Origin of the sequence: Azoarcus sp. PA01, from assembly GCA_001274695.2 — a bacterium.
In the GTDB taxonomy this organism is placed as follows: Bacteria; Pseudomonadota; Gammaproteobacteria; order Burkholderiales; family Rhodocyclaceae; genus Aromatoleum.
Genome location: LARU01000002.1, coordinates 396269 through 416086, shown reverse-complemented (window position 1 = coordinate 416086; position 19818 = coordinate 396269). Strand labels below are relative to the sequence as shown.

The following is a 19818-nucleotide window of genomic DNA, read 5'->3' as shown; positions in this document are numbered from 1 at the left end:
CTCCCCGACTCTCTTGAGGTAGGCAATGTTCGAAGCCCTGAACCTGCGCGCGCTGATGACGCCGGCGAACCTGCGAATGCTCGGCGCGCCGCTCTTCATCATCATGGTGCTGTCGATGATGGTGCTGCCGCTGCCGGCGTTCGCGCTCGACGTGTTCTTCACGTTCAACATCGCGATCTCGGTGATGGTGATGCTGGTGGCGATGTACACGAAGAAGCCGCTGGAGTTCTCGGTGTTCCCCACGGTGCTGCTGGTGACCACGCTGTTGCGCCTCGCGCTGAACGTCGCCTCGACGCGCATCGTGCTGCTCGAAGGCCACACCGGGCCGGACGCCGCCGGCAAGGTCATCGAGGCGTTCGGCCATTTCCTCGTTGGCGGCAACACCGCGATCGGCCTCGTCGTGTTCGTGATCCTCGTGCTGATCAACTTCGTCGTCGTCACGAAAGGCGCCGGGCGGATCGCGGAAGTCAGCGCACGCTTCACGCTCGATGCGATGCCCGGCAAGCAGATGGCGATCGACGCCGACCTCAACGCAGGCCTCGTCGACGAGGCCGAGGCGAAGCGCCGCCGCAAGGAGGTCGCGCAGGAATCCGAGTTCTACGGCGCGATGGACGGCGCGTCGAAGTTCGTGCGCGGCGACGCCGTCGCCGGCATCCTGATCCTGCTGATCAACATCCTTGGCGGCCTGATGGTCGGCATCGTGCAGCACGGCATGGACGCCGGCGTCGCGATCGAGACCTACACGCTGCTGACGATCGGCGACGGCTTGGTCGCGCAGATCCCGGCGCTGATCATCTCGGTGGCAGCCGGCATGGTCGTGTCGCGCGTCGGCGACGAGTCCGACATCGGCAACCTCGTCATCGCGCAGGTGTTCTCGAACCCGCAGGTGCTGATGCTGACTGCCGGCATCATCGGGGTGCTCGGGCTGATTCCGGGGATGCCGAACCTGGTGTTCATCCTGATCGCCGGCCTGCTCGGCTGGCTCGCTTGGCGCCGCATGGACGACGCCCGGCGCGACGCGGTCGACGGTGCGCGCACCGCGCCCGAAGCCGCCGCCCTCGAACCGCCGGCCGAAAACCTCGAGGCGAGCTGGAACGACGTCGCGCCGGTCGATGTGCTGGGTCTCGAAGTCGGCTATCGCCTGATCCCGATGGTCGACAAGGGGCAGGACGGCGAACTGCTGAAGCGCATCCGCGGGCTGCGTAAGAAGTTCGCCCAGGACGTCGGCTTCCTGTCCGCGCCGGTGCATATCCGCGACAACCTCGAGCTCAAGCCGAACGCTTACCGCATCGCGCTGAAAGGCGTCGAGATCGGCAACGGCGAGGCCTATCCGGGCCAGTTCCTCGCGATCAACCCGGGCCGCGTCACCGGGCCGCTCGCCGGGCGCGAGACGCGCGACCCGGCGTTCGATCTGCCCGCGTTCTGGATCGATGCCGGCCAGCGCGAACAGGCGCACGCGCTCGGCTACACGGTCGTCGATGCAAGCACCGTCGTCGCGACCCACCTGAACCACCTGATCCTCAGTCACGCCGCCGAACTGCTCGGACGCCAGGAAACCCAGGCGCTGCTCGACCATATCGGCAAGAACACGCCGAAGCTCGTCGAGGACCTCGTGCCGGCGCTGCTGCCGGTGTCGACGGTGCAGCGGGTGCTGCAGAATCTCCTCGAAGAGGGCGTCAATATCCGCGACATGCGCACGATCATCGAGATCCTCGCCGAGAACGCGCCGCGCACGCAGGACCCGCTGGAGCTCACGTCGCGCGTGCGCCAGGGACTGGGTCGCTCGATCCTGCAGAGTCTGTTCCCCGGCAACGCCGAGATCCACGTCATGGCGCTCGATCCATCGCTCGAGCGCATCCTCGGCCAGGCGGTCGGCGCCGGCGGCGAGGGCGGGGCCATCGAGCCGAGCCTCGCCGACGGCCTGTTGCGCCACGCAGCGGAAGTCGCGCAACGCCAGGAGGACATCGGGCTGCCGCCGGTGCTGCTGGTGCCGCCGCAACTGCGCTGGCTGATGTCGCGCTTTTTGCGGCGGGCGGTGCCTTCGCTCAAGGTCATCGCGAATTCCGAAGTGCCCGAGACGCGCACGATCCGCGTCACCGCGATGGTCGGCGGCGCGGCGCGCTGACGCATGCCCGAATAGGCGGGGGAAACCGCTTTTATTCCACCCTATCGGGGGCCACGGCGGCGCCGATAATCGGACCATCCTGCGCCGAGTGCGTAGCCGGGGGACACTCAAATGAACGTGAAGCGCTATTTCGCCCAGACCGCCCGCGAGGCACTGCGCGCCCTCAAGGCCGAACTCGGCGCCGATGCGATCGTGCTGGCGAACCGCCCCGTCGAAGGCGGCGTCGAGATCCTCGCGCTGCCGGCCGACGCGGTCGGGGCCTTGCAGAGCGCGACCCGTCCGACACCCCCGGCCCCGGCCGGCGCCGCGCCGGTCGTCGCCGCTCCCGCCCGGAGCCCGTTCCCGGCTCCGCTGCCCGATATCGACGACGATTTCCACGTCAGCCTGTCCGCCCAGGGCCCTGCCGCGGCGCGGCCGCCCGCAGCGTCCAAGGCTGCGGCGCCGGTCGTCCGGCCGTTCCAGCCGCCGCGACTCGAAACCCCGGACTACCTGCTGCGCACGCCGCCAATGCCGCAGGGCACAGACTTGCTGCGCACCCCGGCAATGCCGCCGGGCGCAGATCCGTTCGGCGACGACTGGTACGCGCCCGAGCCCGCTGCGCACGCCGTGCCCGCCGACCGGCCGCAGACACGCCCCGCAGCGCAAGCGCGTCCTGTCGTGGCGCTTCCGGACGCCGCGCCTTGCGCCCCACCGCCGGCCGAGGACACGCGCATCCGCGACCTGCAGCAGGCCAATGCGCGGCTGATGGACGAGCTGACCGGCATCCGCGAACTGATCGAGCGCCAGCTGTGCGGCTTCGCGTGGGGTGAAGCGCGGCGCAACGCGCCGGCGCGTGCCGACATCGTCGGCGAACTGCTCGAAGCGGGTTTTTCCGGCCCTCTGGCGCGCCGGCTGGCCGGCGCCGTCGCCGACGATGCAAGCACCGAGAACGCCCGAATTGCAGTCAGGAATGCGTTGGGCCGCGAACTGCGCGTCAAGTCCTCGGATACCGACATCATCGACCGGGGCGGCGTCTATGCGCTCGTCGGGCCGACCGGTGTCGGCAAGACGACGACGACCGCCAAGCTCGCCGCGCGCTGCGTCGTCCGCCACGGCGCCGAAAAGCTCGCGCTGATCACGACCGACGGTTACCGCATCGGCGCCCAGGAGCAGCTGCGCATTTACGGGCGGATTCTCGGCGTGCCGGTGTTCTCGGTGCGCGACACCGCCGACCTGCGCCAGACGCTTGCCGAGCTGCGCGGCAAGCACATGGTGCTGATCGACACGATGGGCATGAGCCAGCGCGACCGCATGGTCGCGGAACAGGCGGCGATGCTGATGGGCGCCGGCAACGTGCGTCGGCTGCTGCTGCTGAATGCGACGTGCCGCGGCGACACGCTCGCCGATGTCGTGCGCGCCTATCGCGGCCCGGATCTCGCTGGCTGCGTGCTGACCAAAGTCGATGAGGCGGCATCGCTCGCGCCGGTGATCGATGTCGCGGTCAGCAACGAGCTTGACGTTTTCTACGTTGCCAACGGGCAGCGCGTGCCGGAAGACCTTCACCTGCCGAACCGCGCCTACCTGCTGCACCGGGCGTTGCGCGAGCAGGCGGCCGGTTCGCCGTGGAAGCTGGACGGCGACGAGGCGGCGCTGATGCTCGCGGCATCGGGCCGGGGCGCGTGAAATGATCGACGCGCGCGAGGACCAGGCGGCCGGGCTGCGCCGGCTTTTCCGGCGGGCGCCGCCGACCGTGGTCGCGCTGTATGCGACCGGGGCGCGTCGCGCCGCAGCGGCGGTCCACGTTGCCCATCGCGTCGCGAGTCGGAACAGCCGCGTGCTGCTGCTCGACGAGGCCGCCGGGCAGGAATCGCTCGCCGCCCCGCTCGGGCTCGCCGACGGCCCCGACCTGCTGAGTGTGCTCGGCGGGCGCATCGAGCCGCGCGAGCTGCTGCAGCCGGTGCCGGGGCTGTTCGGCCGGGTCCCGGTGTCGGCCGCGGCGCTCGCGCTGCCGTTGCTCGACGAGGAGCGCCGCCAGTGCCTCGTCGGCGCGCTGCACCGCCTGCATCGCCACGCCGGCTTCGTGCTGATTCATGCGAGCTGCGCTTCGGCAGGCGATCCGTCGCCGTTCGTCTTCGCCGCGCCACGCCGCCTCGTCGTTGCCGAAGCGAGCCGCAGCGGCGCGACCGAAGCCTACTGCACGATCAAGCAGCTCGCTGGCGCCGGAGCCGGGGCGCTGCATGTGGCCGTCTCCGGCGCGCGTCATCGCGACGACGCGCGCGCGTTCTTTGCGAGTCTGAACGCCCTGGTGCGGCGCCACGTCGGCGTGCCGCTGGTGTCGCTCGGCGAAGTCGAGCGCGACGATCTCGCCGCAGGGCTGGCGGTCGACGCGCAGCCGCCGGGCGGGTCCGCAGGCGAGGGCGCGTTCCTGCGCCGCCTCGCGCTGTCCGCGCGCCGGCCGGCCGCGACGGCGCAGGCGGGCCGCTGACGATGATCGACCTGACTTATCCGCGCGGCAAGGCGCAACCGGCGGCTGGATCGTGGCAGGCCGACGAAAAGCAGGAAGCTCCGGCGCCGCGGCCGGGAGCCCGGAAAATACAGGCGAAGTGGATGTACGATCCCGAAGGAAACCTCGACAAGAGCCAGCTCGTGGAGACTTATGCGCCGCTGGTCAAGCGCCTCGCTTACCACCTGATGGCGAAGCTGCCGGCGAGCGTGCACATCGACGACGTCATCCAGAACGGCATGCTCGGGCTGCTCGACGCGATCAACCGCTACGAGGATGGCCTCGGCGCGCAGTTCGAGACCTACGCGGTGCAGCGCGTGCGCGGGGCGATGCTCGACGGGCTGCGTGACAACGACTGGTTGCCGCGCAGCATCCGCCGCGACATGCGGCGCATCGAAGGCGCGATCCACAGCCTCGAGCAGCGCCACGGCCGCCAGCCGACCGAAGTCGAGCTCGCCGAGTCGCTCGAAATGCCGCTCGCCGAATACCAGCGCATGTTGCAGGACGCGCGCGGCTATCAGCTGGTGCACTTCGAGGATTTTGCCGGCGACGAAGGCGAGGACTACTTCGAGCGCCACCTCGGCGAGCACGAATCGAATCCGCTCGATCTTCTCGAAGCGTCGGACATGCGCAGCACCCTGGTGCGGGCGATCGAGGACCTGCCCGAGCGCGAAAAGCTGATGATGGCGCTGTATTACGACGAGGAGCTCAACCTGCGCGAGATCGGCGAAGTGTTCGGCGTGTCCGAGTCGCGCGTGTGCCAGCTGCACAGCCAGGCCGTCGCCCGGCTGCGGGCACGCGTCCTCGGCGCGGGCGAGGCGCCGGTCGAGCGACGCGGCAGGCCGCGCAAGACGCGCGCCACCGCCGTCTGAACGGCGCCCCCGGACGCCCGCCATGGACAAGACCAGTCTCATCGGCATCACGCTCGGGGTCGCCGCGATCCTGTCGGGACAGGTGCTCGAAGGCGGCCATATTTCCTCGCTGGTGCAGCCGACCGCGTTCCTGATCGTCGTCGGCGGCACGCTCGGCGCGGTGATGCTGCAGAGCCCGCTGCCGGTGTTTCGCGACGGCATGCGGATGGCGAAATGGGTGTTCGTGCCCCCGCCCTCGAACCATGCCGACCTCATCGCGCAGGCCACCGACTGGAGCCACATCGCGCGCAAGGAAGGCCTGCTCGCGCTCGAAGAGCGCATCGACACGCTGCCCGATCCGTTCATGCGCAAGGGGCTGCAGCTGCTCGTCGACGGTGTCGAGCCGCAGCACCTGCGCGACGTGCTCGAAGTCGAGATCGACGCCTGGAGCGCGCAGCGGCGGCTCGGCGCGAAGATCTGGGAAGCGGCCGGCGGCTACGCGCCGACGATCGGCATTCTCGGTGCGGTCATGGGCCTGATCCACGTGATGGAAAACCTCTCCGATCCGTCCCGGCTCGGCTCCGGCATCGCGGTCGCGTTCGTCGCGACGGTGTATGGCGTCGCCTTCGCGAACCTAATTTTCCTGCCGATCTCGAAGAAGCTCCTGGCGCATGTCGCAAGCGGCGTCTCGCAGCGCGAGATGCTCGTCGACGGACTCGTCGGCATCGCCAGCGGCGACAACCCGCGCATCATCGAGAGCCGCATGCAGGGCTACGTGAGCCGAAGCCGGTGACGGGATTCTTCCTGCCGCGCGCCGCCCGGCCTTAGCCGACGCCGTTCATGTCGCGTCGCCGCCCCCCTGCCGAAGACTACGAGAATCACGAGCGCTGGCTCGTCTCCTACGCGGACTTCATCACGCTGCTGTTCGCGTTTTTCGTCGTCATGTATTCGCTGTCGTCGGTCAACGAGGGCAAGTACCGCGTCCTGTCCGATTCCCTCGTCAGCGCTTTTCGCAGCGGTGCGATCAACCCGCCAGGGTCACCGATCATCGCCGTGTCGGTCCCCCCCGCGCCACCACCGGCGCCCGCGGTGCGCCCCGTCCGCGAACCGGCGGCCGCTGCGCGGCGCGAAGCCGAATTGAAGCGCCTCAACAGCATCGCGGACGAAATACGCCGCCTGCTGCAGCCGCTCGCCACGGGCGGACAGGTCAGCGTGGCCGAAGGCGCCCACGGAATCACGGTCGAGATCAACGCTAGCGTGCTGTTCGCACCCGGCGACGCGACGCTCGCCGCGCCGGCGATCGCGGTGCTGCGCGCCGTCGCGCAAGTGCTCGCCGGCGCGGATTTCCCGATCACCGTCGAAGGCCACACCGACAGCGTGCCGATCCGCACCGAACGCTTCCCGTCGAACTGGGAGCTGTCGACGGTGCGCGCGTCGTCGGTCGTGCGCCTGTTCATCGACGCCGGAGTGCGCGGCGATCGCCTCACCGCCGCCGGCTACGCCGAGCAGCGCCCGCTCACTGACAATACAAGCGAAGAAGGCCGGGCGCGGAATCGCCGCGTGACGATCCTGATCGAATCGATGCTCGGCGATCCCGCCCCGCGCAGCCCCGGACGAATCCGCGCCGACGATCCAATCCGGTCGATCATGCCGGAAGCGACGGAGGCGGGCGCCGAGCGGGCGCCGTAAACGGGGCTCGCCCGATCGCGCGCGGCGGGCCGGCCTCGGGGATGTTTCTCGCTCGACGCGCTGCGCTTGCGCTGGCCTGCGTTCAGAGCAGAGCGGTCGGCTTGATCCTGATCGCCAGCGGCGAACCCTTGCGCGCGCGCCGTTGCACGAGCGTCGCGAGCTGCGCCGGCTTCAGCTCGACACTCGTCGCCTTGTTGCCGCGGCCGATGCCTGCGACTTTCAGCACCGCGCCATCGGCCGGCGCCGCGACCGCGACCATCGCTTCGCCTTCGTCGAGCGCCATGACGATGACGCCGCGCCCGCCGGCCTGCACTTTCATCTCGCTGCGCGGGAACACCAGCAGGCGGCCGTTCTCCGACACCGCGGCGATGCGCTCGCCGAGGACGCGCGCCGGCGCCAGGACTTTTTCGCCTTTCTCGACAGTCATGAACGCCTTGCCGGCGCGCTGGCGGCTCGTCGCTTCCACGAGCGTGCAGATGAAACCATAGCCGCCGGAGTTGGCGAACATCCAGGCCGATTCCGGCTCGGCGGAGACGAGCTGCGCGAGCTTGGCACCGTTCTGGAAGTCGACCAGCGTTGCGATCGGCACGCCGTCACCGCGCCCGCCCGGCAACTCGGCGACGCGCACCGTGTAGGCGCGGCCCTGCGTGTCGAGGACGACGAGCGGCCAGGTGCTGCGCGTCTCGATGACCGCGAACGCGAAGTCGCCCGCCTTGTATGTGATGGCCGCGGCATCGATGCCGTGGCCCTGGCGCGAACGCACCCAGCCGTTTTTTGACACGAGCACCGTCACCGGCTCGTCGGGCACGCTGATTTCGGCCGGTGCAACCGGGGCGACGCTCTCGATCAGCGTACGGCGCTCATCGCCGTATTTCTTCGCGTCGTCGGTGATCTCCCTGAGGATCAGCTTCGTCATCGCCGCGCGGTTGTCGAGCAGGTGCTGCAGCTTCCCGCGCTCTTCCTTGAGTTCGGCGAGCTCCTTCTCGATCCGGAAACCTTCGAGGCGCGCGAGCTGACGCAGGCGGATCTCGAGGATGTCCTCGGCCTGGATCTCGGACAGGCCGAACGCTTCGATCAGCGCCGGCTTCGGCTCGTCGGATTCGCGGATCACGCGGATCACGTCCTCGATGTGCAGGAACGCGATCATGCGGCCTTCGAGGATGTGCAGGCGTCGGTCGACCTCGTCGAGGCGGTGACGCGTGCGCCGCTCTACGGTGACATAGCGGAAGTCGATCCACTCGCGCAGGATCTGCACGAGGTTCTTCTGCTGCGGCCGGCCGCCCTGCACGGGACCATGCCCGATCATCGTCATGTTCACCGACACCGAGCTTTCGAGGCTGGTGTGCGCGAGCAGCACCGCCATGAACTCATCGCGGCTCTGGCGCGACGAGCGCGGCTCCAGCACGATGCGCACCGGCGACTTGTCGCTCGACTCGTCGCGCACCGTCTCGAGCACGCCGAGCACGAGCTGCTTGAGGTTCTTCTGCTCCTGGCTGACGTCCTTCTTGCCGCCGCGCGGCTGAGGGTTCGTCAGCGCCTCGATCTCGGCGAGCACGCCGGCAGCCGACACGCCGTGCGGCAATTGTTCGACGATGACGCGCCACTGGCCGCGCGCGAGTTCCTCGATGCGCCAGCGCGCGCGCATCCTCAGGCTGCCGCGCCCGGATGCGTATGCGTCGCGGATCGCGTCGGGCGACGAGATCAGCTGGCCGCCGCCGGGGAAATCCGGACCGGGCAGGAGTGGCAGGACGGCGTCGAGGCCGGCATCCGGATTGCGGATCAGATGGCAGACGGCTTCCGCGACTTCGCGCAGGTTGTGCGGCGGAATCTCGGTCGCCATGCCGACGGCGATTCCCGACGCGCCGTTCAGCAGCACGAACGGCAGGCGCGCCGGCAGGAGTTGCGGTTCCTCGAACGCGCCGTCGTAGTTCGGCACGAAGTCGACGGTGCCGCGGTCGATCTCGGCGAGCAGGAGCTCGGCGATCGGCGTCAGCCGGCATTCGGTGTAGCGCATCGCCGCGGCCGAGTCGCCGTCGCGCGAGCCGAAGTTGCCCTGGCCGTCGACGAGCGGGTAGCGCAGCGAGAAGTCCTGCGCGACGCGCACCATCGCGTCATAGACGCTGGTGTCGCCGTGCGGGTGGTACTTGCCGATGACGTCGCCGACGACGCGCGCCGACTTCACGTGCTTCGACGCGGCCGACAGGCGCATCTCGTTCATCGCGTACAGGATGCGCCGCTGCACCGGCTTCATGCCGTCCTCGACCTGCGGCAGCGCGCGCGACTTGACGACGCTCATCGCGTAGGCGAGGTAGGCGCGCTCGGCGTAGCGGTCGAGCGGCAACGGTCCGTCGCCAGTGGCGTCGGCGGGCGGAATCGGCGGGGCGGGCGGGGCGGTCTCGGCAGGCGCTCCGGGGGCTGGCGGAGGGCCGAAAAGATCGAGGGTGTCGTTGCTCATGGAGGACTTCGCGATGCGGGTTCGGGTGCGGCGCGCGTTCGGCGCCGCGGGAGGTCGGTCAGGCGGCGCATTGTACGCCACGCGACCGGGGAAGCCCGCGGCGCGGCCGCGTTAGTCGCGCCCGAGCAGCTGCGCTACCACACCTGCGAAATCGTTGGCGACGAACGCGGGCCGTATCATTGGGTCGGCGCCGTCGCCCGCGCGGAACTTGCCGGTGCGCACGAGCACCGCCGGAATGCCTGCGTTGATCGCCGCGCCGACGTCGTCGTGCAGGTCGTCGCCGATCACGACCGCTTCGGCGGGCGCGACGCCAAGCTCCGCGAGCGCGCTGTGGAAGAAGCTTGCGGCCGGCTTGCCGACGATCTCGGCCGGCACCCCGCTGCTGAACTCGAGGCCGGCGACGAAGGCGCCCATGTCGAGCGAAAGACCGTCTTCCTCCATGAAGTAGCGGTTCTTCGCCATCGCGATGAAGGCGCCTCCGGCCATCAGCAGGCGGAACGCGGCGTTCAGCTGCGCGTAGTCCAGGTACGGTCCCATGTCGCCCATCACGACCGCATCGGGCGCCGCAGCGCTCGGGCCCATCTCCTCCGCGAGGTCCGGGTGGACGACGTAGAGCGGCTTCAGTCCGCGCTGCCGGACGAGCAGTTGCGCAGCACGGGCAGCAGTCTGGATCTCGTCCTCGACAACGTCGAAGCCCAGCCGGTGCAGCTTCGCGACGATCGTGCGGCGCGGCGAACGCGTCGTGTTGGTGAGAAAGCGCAGCGGCAGCGCCGCCTGCCGCAGTCGCGCGAGTGCGGCGACCGAACCCTCGATCGCCTGATCGCCAACGTGCAGCACGCCGGCCAGATCGATCAGCAGCGCCCTGGGGCGACGCGCGAGGCTGGGAGGGGCGACGGACAAGGGCTGTGACGACATGGCATTCACGTTTCGGACTCGTTGCCGGGACCGTGCAGGGACGCCCCGCCGGCAACCCGGCGGCGCCCTTTCAGTACCTTCTTTATAGGAGGTTTGCTGCGTTGCGGAAAGGTCGTCCGGAAAGGTCGTCCAAGTCGCGGACCGCGTCACACGTCCGCCTCGACGCTGTCGCCCTTCTCCTCCATCCACGCGCGTCGCCCCGAAGCTTCGCCCTTGCCCATCAGCAGCGTGAACATGCGCTTCGTGTCCTCGAGCGCGCCGGCGCGCACCTCGACCGGCAGCACGCGGCGCGTCGCCGGGTCCATCGTCGTCTCGCGCAGCTGGTCCGGGTTCATCTCGCCGAGGCCCTTGAAGCGCCCGACTTCGATCGCGTCCGGCTTGAAGCCTTCCTTCTCGAGCCTGTCGCGGATCGCTGCGAGCTCGCCGTCGTCGAGCGCGTAGAGTCGTCGCGCCGGGCGCTTCTTGCCCTGCGCGGGCACGTCGACACGGTACAGCGGGGGCTGGGCGACAAAAATGTGGCTGCGCGTGATCAGTTCCGGGAAGTGGCGGAAGAACAGCGTCAAGAGCAGCGTCTGGATGTGCGCGCCATCGACGTCGGCGTCGGACATGATGACGACCTTGCCGTAGCGCAGGCCGGCGAGATCCGGGTTGCTTCCGGCGGCATGCGCGTCGACGCCGAGCGCGACTGCGATGTCGTGGATCTCGGCGTTCGCGAGCAGGCGGTCCGGATCGATTTCCCACGAGTTCTGCACCTTCCCGCGCAGCGGCAGGATCGCCTGCGTTTCCTTGTTGCGCGCCATCTTCGCCGAGCCGCCTGCGGAGTCGCCCTCGACGAGGAAAAGCTCGTTGTCGGCAAGGTCCTCGGACTCGCAGTCGGAGAGCTTGCCCGGCAACACCGCGACGCCGGAAGTTTTTCTCTTCTCGACTTTCTGTGCGCTCTTCTGCCGCGCGAGCGCCTGCCGGATCGACAGTTCGGCGATCGCTCGACCGGCTTCGACGTGGTTGTTGAGCCAGATCTCGAACGGGTCGCGGATCATCGACGACACGAGCTTGACCGCTTCGCGCGAGTTCAATTTTTCCTTCACCTGGCCTTGGAACTGCGGGTCGAGGAGCCGCGCCGACAGTACGAAGCTCATGCGGCCGCAGACGTCTTCCTGCTGCAGCTTGACCCCACGCGGCAACAGCGCGTGGTGTTCGATGAAAGCCTTGATCGCGTCGAACACACCGGCGCGCAAGCCGCTCTCGTGCGTGCCGCCGGCAACGGTCGGGATCAGATTGACGAAGGATTCGCTCGGCACGGTGTGCTCGAACCACGCCAGCGCCCAGGCCGCGCCTTCGCCCGGGGCGTAAGCGGGGTCGTCCTTGTCGGCGTATTTTTCGCCGGTATAGAGCGGCGCGACCGCCTCGATGTCGCCGGCCTGCTCGCGCAGGTAGCCGGCCAGGCCTTCGGGGTAGGTCCAGGTCTTCGTCAGCGCCGCGCCGCCCGCCTGCTCGATGTCGAGCCGTACCGACACACCCGGCAGCAGCACCGCCTTCGAGCGCAGCAGGCGCTCGAGCTCGCCTTGCGGCACGCGCGGGGCCTCGAAATATTTCACGTCTGGCCACACGCGAACGCGCGTGCCGGTCTGCCGGCCGCAATCGCCTGCTACCAGGATCGCGCCGACCTTCTCGCCGCCGTCGCTGAACTCGATGCGATGGATCTTGCCCTCGCGCCTGACCTCGACTTCGACGCGCGTCGACAGCGCGTTCGTCACGGCGACGCCCACGCCATGCAGGCCGCCGGAAAACGCGTATGCGCCGTTGCCGTCGCGCTTGTCGAACTTGCCGCCGGCGTGCAGCCGCGTGAAGGCAAGCACGACGACCGGCACGTGTTCGTCGGGATGCAGCCCGACCGGGATGCCGCGGCCGTCGTCGGCGACGCTGATCGACCCGTCGAGGTGCAGCGTCACGTGGATTTTCTTCGCGAAGCCGCCGAGCGCCTCGTCGGCGGCGTTGTCGATGACTTCCTGGATGATGTGGGCGGGCGAGTCGGTGCGGGTGTACATCCCGGGGCGCTCGCGCACCGGTTCGAGCCCCTTGAGGACGCGAAACGAGGATTCGTCGTAGTGCTGCTTGCCTGTCATGAGTGTGTGATCTGCGCTTCGTGGCCGCACGGTGAAAGGCCGGGGGGTGCAAGGATACTCGTTGAACGCGGATCGGGCATGCGGCAGCGAGCCGGCCGGCTCATTGCCCGCGCATGAAGAAGCGGTCGAGATCGCCCATCGTTAGCTGTGTCCACGTCGGCCGGCCGTGGTTGCACTGGTCGGCGCGCTCGGTGGCTTCCATGTCGCGCAACAGCGCGTTCATCTCCGGGATCGTCAGGTTGCGGTGCGCCCGCACCGCGCCGTGGCACGCCATCGTCGCGAGCAGTTCGTTGCGCCGCGCGGTGACGACTTCGGAGGCCGAGAATTCGCGCAGCTCCTCGAGGAGCTTTCTCAGCAGCTCGCCGATCGGCGCGGACGCGAGCAGCGCCGGCACGCTGCGCACCGCGAGCTCGGCCGGGCCGACGGGAGCGAGTTCGAAGCCCATGCGGGCGAGGACTTCGGCGCACTCTTCAGCGGCCGCCATGTCCTTCGCGCCGACCGACAGCACGGCCGGGATCAGCAGGCGCTGCACCGCGGGGTGGCCGTCGAGCACGGTCTTGAGCTTCTCGTAGAGGATGCGTTCGTGCGCGGCATGCATGTCGACGAGGACGAGGCCGACGGCGTTCTGCGCGAGGATATAGATGCCGTGGAGCTGCGCGATCGCGTAGCCGAGCGGGGCGCCCGCGGCGTCAGCCAGAGGCATCGGTGCTTCAGCGGCGGCAGCCGGCAGGCGGCCTGCGGACGGGGCGAAAGCCGTTGCGCGGAATCCGCCGGCGTCGGGCGGCGAAGAGGGGCTTTCGGCAGTCGGGCGCGCGCTCGCGGCGAAGTCGTAATAGCTGCGGCTCGCCGACTCCATTGCGAGGCGGCCCTGCACCGGGGCTGCGGCGTGGCCGGCCGCGCTCGCGTAGCGGAGCGGATTCGCGGCGAGGGCCGGCGCCGCGGAATTCGCCCGGCCGACTTCCGCAGCCACCGTAGACGTATTGGCATTACCGCCCGTGGTTGCGATGCCAGCGCCGGACTCGGCGAGGCTGCGCGTCAGCGCATGGAACACGAACTGATGAACTGCGCGCGCCTCGCGAAAGCGCACCTCGATTTTCGCCGGATGCACGTTGACGTCGACGCCGGCGGGGTTGAGCTCGAGGAACAGCACGTAAGCGGGATGACGGCTGCCGTGCAGGATGTCGGCGTACGCTTGGCGCACTGCGTGCGTCAGCAGCTTGTCGCGCACGAAGCGGCCATTGACGAACAGGTACTGCGCGTCGCGGCTCGTGCGTGAATACGCCGGCAGCGCGGCGAAGCCGGCGAGGCGCAGTGGCCCGGCGTCGGCATCGAGGGCGCGCGCGTGCTGCAGGAAGTCGTCGCCCATCAGCGCCGCGACGCGTCGCAGCGGGTCACCGGCGGGCAGGCGATGGACGACGCGGCCGTTGTGCGCGAGCTGCAGGCCGAGGTCGGGGCGGGCGAGCGCGATGCGGCGCAGCACTTCATCGCAGTGCGCATATTCGGTTGCTTCGGATTTCAGGAACTTGCGCCGCGCCGGCGTGCTGTAGAAAAGCTCGGCGACGTCGACAACGGTGCCCTGGTTCAGCGCCGCCGGCGCGACGCTGCGGTCGCTGCCGTCGATGCGCCACGCGTGCGCGCTGCCTGCGGCGCGGCTCGTCAGCGTCAAACGCGCGACGGCCGCGATCGCTGCGAGCGCTTCGCCGCGAAAGCCCATCGTGCCGACCTGCTCGAGATCGTCGAGCGTCGCGATCTTGCTCGTCGCATGGCGTTCGAGCGCCAGCGCGAGATCGTCCCGTTCGATGCCGCAGCCATCGTCGGCGACGCGGATGCGGCGCACGCCGCCCTGCTCGAGCTGCACGTCGATCGCACGGGCGCCGGCGTCGAGCGCGTTCTCGAGCACTTCCTTCAGGACAGAGGCCGGCCGCTCGACGACTTCGCCCGCAGCTATCTGGTTGACGAGGACATCGGCGAGCGGTCGGATGGCGGCAGGGCGATGGAGGGACATTCGGGCGGAGGGAAGCTCGGAGAGCGACGATTATACGAGTCCGCGCGCCTGCATCGGCCGCTGGCGCGAGGGACGCCCATTTGCCCCGCCGGCCTGAAGCTTCGGCGGCCTTCCGGTATCATGCCGGCGGTGCGTCGCGCGCAGCATCCCGGCCGGCTTCGCGGCGCGGCAGCGCATCGGCCTCCGTTTTTTCCGCCGGCGCGTTCAACGCGCGCCCGACTCAAACCTCAAGAATCCTCCTATGAAGTCGATCGTCATTCTCGTTTCCGGCCGCGGCAGCAACATGGAAGCCATCGTGCGCGCCGGCATAGCCGGCGCGACCATCAGCGCGGTGATCAGCAATCGGCCCGACGCGAAAGGGCTCGAGTTCGCCGCGTCCCGCGGCATCGCGACGGCCGTCGTCGATCACAAGGCGTTCGCGACCCGCGAAGCGTTCGACGCGGCGCTGGCCGAAGCGATCGACGTGCACCGCCCGGCTCTGGTCGTTCTCGCCGGCTTCATGCGCGTGCTGAGCGACGATTTCGTGCGGCATTACGAAGGCCGCCTGCTCAACATCCATCCGTCGCTGCTGCCGGCGTTCCCGGGCCTGCACACCCATCGCCGTGCGCTCGAAGCGGGCATCCGGATCCATGGCGCGACGGTGCATTTCGTCACCGCGGCGCTCGATTGCGGCCCGGTGGTCATCCAGGCGGCCGTACCGGTGTTGTCCGGCGACGACGAGGAAACGCTTGCCGCGCGGGTGCTGGCGCAGGAACACCGCATCTATCCGCAGGCGGTGCGCTGGTTCGTCGAAGATCGCCTGGCGCTTTCCGCCGAGGGCAGAGTGTCGGTGCAGGGCGAAGCACGGCCCGACGCCGGATGGACCGTTCCGGCGCTCGAAGCGGCGCCGATCACCGCGAGCGGAGCATGCGCCACCGGCTCCTGATCGCCGCGATCGGCGTATCCGTGGCGGCGCATGTCGCGCTGGCCGGCGCGGCTGAGCGCGTCGTCGCACCGGCACCGCCCGCCGTCCTGCAGTCGTCGGTGGCCGCATCTTCGACAGCGCCCCGTCAGCCCGTGGCCGTGCCGCACGCCGATTCGCGCAAAGCGGGCGTCGCCGCGTGGCCTGCGCAGGGCAGCATCCGCTATCGGGTGATGTACGGCGAAGGCGGCTTCGAGGTCGGCGAGGCGCTGCACGACTGGACGCACGACGACAAGCGCTACCGGATGACGGTCAAGGTCAAGACCACCGGCGTCATGGATCTGCTGCGCTCGCTGCAGTACGAGCAGCGCAGCGAGGGCCGGATCGGCCCGAAAGGGCTGGTCCCCGAGCATTTCCGCGTCGAGCAATCGGGCAAGAAGCCCGAGACGGCGGAGTTCGACTGGAACACCGGGCAGGTGACGATGCGCCGCGGCAGCCGCACCCGCTTTGCGCCCGTCGAGCGCGGCGACCAGGACCTGTTGAGCCTGTGGCACCAGATCGGGCTGACCGACGCCGCCGCCCTGCCCGATGAACTGAAGGTCGTCAGTGGCAAGTCCGCCACGCCTTCGGTGCTCGAGCGGGTCGGCCCCGAACGGCTGGTGCTGCCGATCGGCGGCCTCGACACGCAACGCCTGCGCGCCCGCGCGCTGAGCGGGAAACTGTCGATCGACGTGTGGCTGGCGCGGGAATACGGCACGTTGCCGGTGCGCATCCGCATCACCGACGACAAAGGCGACGTGCTCGATCAGCAGGCGGTGGAAGTGCGCTTGGCGCCGGCCGGCACGGCTACCGCCAAGCGTGTCGGGTCCGGCAAGGGCCAAGGCGCCTCGCCGGCGCCGGTCGGCACGCTTGCCGCAGAGCAGGAAAAGATCGAATTGCGGGCGAACGACCGCGCCGCCGCATCCAACCACGAGTGAGAACCGATTGACAAAGTCCAAACACGACGAGGCTGCCTCGCGCAGCCTGCTGATCCATGCCGCCCGCGTTCTCGGGATGGTGCTGACTTTCGAACACCCGGCTGACGGAGTGCTGTCGCGCTACTTCCGCGAGAACCGCGAAATCGGGCACCGCGACCGCGGCTTCATCGCCGAGGCGGTGTATGGCATCGTCCGCCGCCTGCGCTGGCTGCGCCGCCTGGTCGGCGACGATGTGCGGCCCCGCACCTTGCTGCTCGCGTGGCTCGCCCGCGGCGAAGGCTGGCCGATGCGCCATTTCGAAGGGCTCGCATCGGCGACCGAGCGCGACTGGATCTCCGGCATCAAGGCCCGCGAACTCGACGAAGGGTCGTTCGCCGAGCGCGCCGACCTGCCCGACTGGCTCGCCGAGCGGCTGCTCGCGACGCACAGCGAAGCCGAAGTGCTCGAGCTCGCGCACAGCCTGAACCGGCCGGCGCCGCTCGACCTGCGCGTCAATGTGCTGAAAGCCGACCGCGGCGACGTGCTCGAAAAGCTGAAGTTCGCCGGTATCGAAGCGAAGCCGTGCCCGTTGTCGCCGCACGGTATCCGCCTTGGGGGCAAGCCTGCGCTGCAGAAGCATCCGCTGTTTCTCGAAGGCGCGTTCGAAGTGCAGGACGAAGGCAGCCAGCTGCTGGGCTTCCTCGTGCAGCCCAAGCGCGGCGAACTGGTCGTCGATTTTTGCGCTGGCGCCGGCGGCAAGACGCTGCAGCTGGGCGCGCTGATGCGCTCGACCGGCCGGCTGTACGCGTTCGACGTCTCCGAGAAGCGGCTCGGCAAGCTCAAGCCGCGCGTCGCGCGCGCCGGGCTGTCGAACGTGCATCCGGTGCTGATCGCTCACGAACGCGACGCGAAAGTCAAGCGCCTCGTCGGCAAGGCCGACCGCGTATTCGTCGATGCGCCATGCAGCGGTCTCGGTACCTTGCGCCGCAACCCGGACCTGAAATGGCGCCAGACGCCGGAATCGGTCGCCGAAATGGTCGCGAAGCAGGGCGCGATCCTCGAATCGGCGGCGCGCCTCGTCAAGCCGGCAGGACGGCTCGTCTATGCGACCTGCAGCCTGCTCGCCGAGGAAAACGACGCCATCGTCGACGCATTCCTCGCGGCGCACCCCGAGTTTCGTGAGGTCGACGCGACCGAAGTGCTGAAGAAACAGGGCATCGCGCTCGATACCGGCACACGCCTGCGGCTGTCGCCGCGCAAGCACGATACCGACGGCTTCTTCGCCGCCGTGCTGGAGCGGATTCCCGCCGATGCGTGAGCATCTGCGCGGTGCGTTGCTGGTGCTCGTGGCGCTTGCGGCACCGGCGCTCGCGCTCGCCGGCGGCGGGCACACGCTGTCGGCGCGCGGCTCGATCGAAGTCGTGTTCTCGCCCGAGGGCAGCGGCGAAGAGGCGCTGCTGCGCGTCATCGGCGCGGCGCGCGAAACGCTGCACGTGCAGGCCTACGTATTCACCAGCCGTCCGATCGCCGAGGCGCTTGTCAGGGCTCATCGGCGCGGCGTGCAGGTCCAGGTGCTCGCCGATGCCCAGATGAACCGGCGCGGCAAAGGCAACGCGCTGCCCAGGCTCCTGGAAGCTGGCGTGCCGGTAGCGCTGGAGACGCGTTACGCTGCGGCCCACAACAAGGTGCTGATCGCCGACGGCGGCGGGCCAGCGTGCGTGGTCGCGACCGGTTCGTACAATTTCACGTGGTCGGCGAACAAGCGTAATGCCGAAAACCTGCTCGTGCTGCGTGACAACTGTCCGCTCGCCGCCGCCTATCTCGACAACTGGCGGCGCCACCGCGAGGAGGCGACGCCGATCACCCGTCTGCCCTGGAAGCCCTGAACGTGCGTGATGACTCGCGGTTTGCACTGCTGCTGACCGAAACCTGGGGTGATCTGCAAAGCTCCGCCGTGCTGTGGCAGCTCGCGGCGCTCGCCGGCTGCCTGCTGCTGGCATGGCTGTTCACGCGCTCGGCGCTGCTGCGGGTCGCGGCCGGCAATCACGCCGACACCGCCGCTTACCGCTGGGGGCGCAGCGGGTTACGCCGCGTGCTGTTTCCGCTTGCGGCGCTGGTGCTGATCATCGGCGCGCGTGCCGTGCTGGACGAGTTTCACAACGTGAGCCTGCTCAATGTCGCGGTGCCGTTGCTGATCTCGCTCGCGCTGATCCGCCTCGTCATGTTCGCGGTCCGGCAGGCCGTCGGCCGGTCGAGCTGGATTGCGAGTTTCGAGCGGATCTTCGCCGCGGTCGCGTGGTCGGTCGTCGCGCTGCACATCGTCGGCTGGCTGCCGCAGGTCATTGGCGGGCTCGACTCCGTTTCGTTCACGCTCGGCAGCCAGCGGCTTTCGCTATGGACCCTGCTGCAGGGCATCGCGATGGTGCTGTTGACGCTGCTCGTCGCGCTGTGGGCGGCCGGGCTGCTGGAGCGACGGCTGGCGACGACGGCCGGGCTCGACGACAACGTGCGCATCGTGATGCTGCGCGTCGCGAAGGCGGCGCTGGTGCTGGTCGCGGTGCTCGTCGCGCTGCCGATGGTCGGCATCGACCTGACGACGCTGTCGGTGTTCGGCGGCGCGCTCGGCGTCGGTCTCGGCTTCGGCCTGCAGAAGATCGCCGCGAACTATGTTTCCGGCTTCATCATCCTGCTCGACCGCTCGCTGCGCATCGGCAACATGATCAGCGTCGGCGCCGAGCGCGGCATCGTCACGCAGATCAACACCCGCTACACCGTCATCCGCGCGCCGAGCGGCGTCGAATCGCTGGTGCCGAACGAGGTGCTCGTCGGTTCGGTGGTGCAGAACGAAACGTACACCGACACCCGCGTCGCGGTGCCGCTGAACTTTCAGGTGAGTTACGGTTCTGACGTCGAGCGTGCAATGGCAATCCTCGTGGAAGTTGCCCAGGCTCAGCCCCGCGTGCTCGACCAACCCGCTCCGAACGCTTTCCTGATGGGATTTGCCGACAGCGGAATCAACCTGCGTCTGGGGCTATGGATTGCTGACCCGCAGGAAGGCACGCTCGGCGTGAGTTCGGACATCAACCTCGCGGTATGGCAGCGCTTCCGCGCCGAAGGGATCGAGTTTCCGTTCCCGCAACGCGAAGTGCGGCTGCTGTCGCCGTTGCCGCCAGTCGTATTTTCGGAAACGGGCCAGGGTTCGGGTGCAAACCATGTGATCGACGACCCGAGCCGCGCAGACAGGGCGGCAAGATCGCGTGCAGCGCTCCTCCGCGATGATTCGGAGGACATCAACATCTAAGAAGGAACGGGTTGC

15 protein-coding genes are annotated in these 19818 nt (G+C 69.1%); 11 read left to right on the top strand and 4 right to left on the bottom strand.

Annotation, left to right across the window (positions count from 1 at the left end):
- The first annotated feature begins 25 nt into the window (after positions 1 to 25).
- The 6 genes from flhA to motD all read left to right on the top strand — a co-directional run bounded on the left by flhA (position 26) and on the right by motD (position 7147).
- Positions 26 to 2125, top strand: a complete 2100-nt coding sequence (gene flhA / locus PA01_02930) for a flagellar biosynthesis protein FlhA (protein KON80725.1) — start codon at positions 26 to 28, stop codon at positions 2123 to 2125.
- Between the two features lie 111 nt (positions 2126 to 2236).
- Entirely contained in the window at positions 2237 to 3787 is a 1551-nt protein-coding gene (flhF, locus tag PA01_02925; GenBank protein ID KON80724.1) for a flagellar biosynthesis protein FlhF, read from the top strand.
- A 1-nt stretch (position 3788) separates the two neighbouring features.
- Positions 3789 to 4589: a flagellar FleN gene (locus PA01_02920; protein ID KON80723.1), complete on the top strand. Its 801-nt coding sequence runs from the start codon at positions 3789 to 3791 to the stop codon at positions 4587 to 4589.
- A gap of 122 nt (positions 4590 to 4711) precedes the next feature.
- Positions 4712 to 5479, top strand: coding sequence for an RNA polymerase sigma factor FliA (locus PA01_02915; GenBank protein ID KON82266.1), 768 nt, complete (start codon positions 4712 to 4714; stop codon positions 5477 to 5479).
- A gap of 22 nt (positions 5480 to 5501) precedes the next feature.
- Positions 5502 to 6251 (top strand): flagellar motor protein, encoded by a 750-nt coding sequence (locus tag PA01_02910; protein KON80722.1) that lies wholly within the window; start codon positions 5502 to 5504, stop codon positions 6249 to 6251.
- Between the two features lie 47 nt (positions 6252 to 6298).
- Complete coding sequence (motD, locus tag PA01_02905; protein ID KON80721.1) at positions 6299 to 7147, top strand: flagellar motor protein MotD; 849 nt, start codon at positions 6299 to 6301, stop codon at positions 7145 to 7147.
- Between the two features lie 82 nt (positions 7148 to 7229).
- Here the strand turns inward: motD and parC are convergent, their stop codons facing one another.
- From parC to mutL, 4 genes are all read right to left on the bottom strand, one after another.
- Positions 7230 to 9602: a DNA topoisomerase IV subunit A gene (gene parC / locus PA01_02900; GenBank protein KON80720.1), complete on the bottom strand. Its 2373-nt coding sequence runs from the start codon at positions 9600 to 9602 to the stop codon at positions 7230 to 7232.
- A gap of 111 nt (positions 9603 to 9713) precedes the next feature.
- Positions 9714 to 10517 carry a TIGR01458 family HAD-type hydrolase gene (locus PA01_02895; GenBank protein KON80719.1) on the bottom strand — a complete coding sequence of 268 codons (804 nt, stop codon included), beginning with the start codon at positions 10515 to 10517 and terminating at the stop codon, positions 9714 to 9716.
- Positions 10518 to 10663: 146 nt separating this feature from the next.
- Complete coding sequence (locus PA01_02890) at positions 10664 to 12640, bottom strand: type IIA DNA topoisomerase subunit B (GenBank protein ID KON80718.1); 1977 nt, start codon at positions 12638 to 12640, stop codon at positions 10664 to 10666.
- 100 nt (positions 12641 to 12740) lie between these two features.
- Positions 12741 to 14645, bottom strand: coding sequence for a DNA mismatch repair endonuclease MutL (gene mutL, locus PA01_02885; protein KON80717.1), 1905 nt, complete (start codon positions 14643 to 14645; stop codon positions 12741 to 12743).
- 241 nt (positions 14646 to 14886) lie between these two features.
- Between mutL and purN the strand changes: the two genes are divergently transcribed.
- From purN to PA01_02860, 5 genes are all read left to right on the top strand, one after another.
- Positions 14887 to 15570: a phosphoribosylglycinamide formyltransferase gene (gene purN / locus PA01_02880; protein KON80716.1), complete on the top strand. Its 684-nt coding sequence runs from the start codon at positions 14887 to 14889 to the stop codon at positions 15568 to 15570.
- Entirely contained in the window at positions 15552 to 16523 is a 972-nt protein-coding gene (locus PA01_02875) for a DUF3108 domain-containing protein (GenBank protein ID KON82265.2), read from the top strand. Before purN ends, PA01_02875 begins: the two co-directional genes overlap by 19 nt.
- 76 nt (positions 16524 to 16599) lie before the next feature.
- Positions 16600 to 17820, top strand: coding sequence for an RsmB/NOP family class I SAM-dependent RNA methyltransferase (locus PA01_02870; protein KON80715.2), 1221 nt, complete (start codon positions 16600 to 16602; stop codon positions 17818 to 17820).
- The gene (locus PA01_02865; protein KON82264.2) at positions 17813 to 18388 is read left to right on the top strand and encodes a phospholipase D family protein; all 576 of its coding nucleotides are present in this window, start codon (positions 17813 to 17815) and stop codon (positions 18386 to 18388) included. Before PA01_02870 ends, PA01_02865 begins: the two co-directional genes overlap by 8 nt.
- Before the next feature lie 2 nt (positions 18389 to 18390).
- Positions 18391 to 19803 (top strand): mechanosensitive ion channel, encoded by a 1413-nt coding sequence (locus PA01_02860; protein KON82263.2) that lies wholly within the window; start codon positions 18391 to 18393, stop codon positions 19801 to 19803.
- The last annotated feature ends 15 nt before the right edge of the window (positions 19804 to 19818 follow it).